We start from the raw sequence: 1,958 nt of genomic DNA, 5'->3' as shown, positions 1-1,958 counted from the left end.
CTCGGTGACCGACTCGCCCAGCGCGGGCAGCAGGACCGGGGTGGCGTCGCCGGCCGGGGCGGCCGGAGCGGCGACCGGAGCCGGAGCAGCCGGGGCGGCAACCGGAGCCGGAGCGGCGACCGGGGCCGGGGCGGCGACCGGGGCCGGGGCGGCGACGGCCGGGGCCGCGGCGGGGACCGGGGCGCCGGTGCCGTCGTCGATGATCGCCAGCTCGGCGCCCACCTCGACGGTCTCGTCCTCGCCGACCTTGATCGAGGCCAGGATGCCGGAGGCCGGCGCCGGGATCTCGGTGTCGACCTTGTCGGTCGAGACCTCGAGCAGCGGCTCGTCGACCTCGACACGCTCACCCTCGGCCTTCAGCCAGCGGGTGACGGTGCCCTCGGAAACGCTCTCGCCCAGCGCGGGCAGTGTTACTGAGACCGCCATGGTTTCAGCGACTCCTATCAAGTCTTGCGTACGGAAGTACGGGAAGTACCGGGAACGGGGGTGGGGGCGTGATCAGTCGTGCGCGTGCAGCGGCTTGCCGGCCAGCGCCAGGTGCGCCTCGCCCAGGGCCTCGGACTGGGTCGGGTGCGCGTGGATCAGCTGCGCGACCTCGGCCGGCAGGGCCTCCCAGTTGTAGATCAGCTGGGCTTCGCCGACCTGCTCGCCCATGCGGGCGCCGACCATGTGGACGCCGACCACGGCGCCGTCCTTGACCTGGACGAGCTTGATCTCGCCGGCGGTCTTCAGGATCTTGCTCTTGCCGTTGCCGGCCAGGTTGTACTTGAGGGTGACGACCTTGTCCTTGCCGTACAGCTCGACGGCCTTGGCCTCGGAGATGCCGACGGAGGCCACCTCGGGGTTGGAGTACGTCACGCGCGGGACGCCGTCGTAGTCGATCGGCATCGGCTTGAGGCCGGCCAGGCGCTCGGCGACCAGGATGCCCTCGGCGAAGCCCACGTGGGCGAGCTGCAGGGTCGGGGCGAGGTCACCGACGGCCGAGATGGTGGGCACGTTGGTGCGCATGTACTCGTCGACGAGGACGTAGCCGCGGTCCATCGCGACGCCGTTCTCCTCGTAGCCGAGGCCGGCCGAGACCGGGCCGCGGCCGATGGCGACGAGCAGCAGGTCGGCGTCGATCTGCTTGCCGTTCTCGGTGGAGACGCGGACACCGGCCTCGGTGTACTCGACGCCCGAGAAGCGGGCCTTCAGCTCGAACTTGATGCCGCGCTTGCGGAACGCGCGCTCCAGCAGCTTCGAGGAGTTCTCGTCCTCCAGCGGGACGAGGTGCGGCAGCGCCTCGACGATGGTGACGTCGACGCCGAAGGACTTCCAGACCGAGGCGAACTCGACGCCGATGACGCCGCCGCCGAGGATGACGGCCGACTTCGGGATGCTGTTGAGCTTCAGCGCGTGGTCGGAGGAGATGACGCGGTTGCCGTCGATCTCCAGGCCCGGGATCGAGCGCGGCACGGAGCCGGTGGCGAGGACGATGTGGCGGCCCTCGATGCGCTGGCCGTTGACGTCCACCGAGGTCTGCGAGGAGAGCTTGCCCGCGCCCTGGATGAAGGTCACCTTGCGGGAGGCGACCAGGCCCTGGAGGCCCTTGTACAGGCCGGCGATGACGTCGTCCTTGTACTTGTGGACGCCGTTGATGTCGATGCCCTGGAAGGTGGCCAGCACGCCGAACTCGGCGGCCTCCTTCGTCTCGTCGGCGATCTCGGCCGCGTGCAGCAGCGCCTTGGTCGGAATGCAGCCGCGGTGCAGGCAGGTGCCGCCCAGCTCACCCTTCTCGACCAGGGCAACGCTCAGGCCCAGCTGAGCGGCGCGGAGCGCCGCGGCGTAACCGCCGCTTCCGCCTCCGAGAATGACTACGTCGAAAACGGTGCTGGCGTCGTTCGCCACGTCACGTCCTCCATGCAATGGGGTGTGGATCGCCGGGCCGGTCGCGGTCCGGTGGGTCGGAAGCCTTTGTG

Annotated in this window: 2 protein-coding genes; both read right to left on the bottom strand. The window is 70.4% G+C overall.

Annotation, left to right across the window (positions count from 1 at the left end):
- The coding region (locus AB0O00_RS37380; protein ID WP_363659147.1) for a biotin/lipoyl-containing protein at window positions 1-426 on the bottom strand (426 nt) is incomplete at its 3' end.
- A gap of 72 nt (window positions 427-498) precedes the next feature.
- Window positions 499-1,887: a dihydrolipoyl dehydrogenase gene (gene lpdA / locus AB0O00_RS37375; protein WP_363659146.1), complete on the bottom strand. Its 1,389-nt coding sequence runs from the start codon at window positions 1,885-1,887 to the stop codon at window positions 499-501.
- Window positions 1,888-1,958: the final 71 nt, after the last annotated feature.

The organism is Kitasatospora sp. NPDC093558 (genome assembly GCF_040683475.1).
In the GTDB taxonomy this organism is placed as follows: Bacteria; Actinomycetota; Actinomycetes; order Streptomycetales; family Streptomycetaceae; genus Kitasatospora.
The sequence above is the reverse complement of the archived record's forward strand: the minus strand, read 5'-3'. Positions and strand labels throughout refer to the sequence as shown.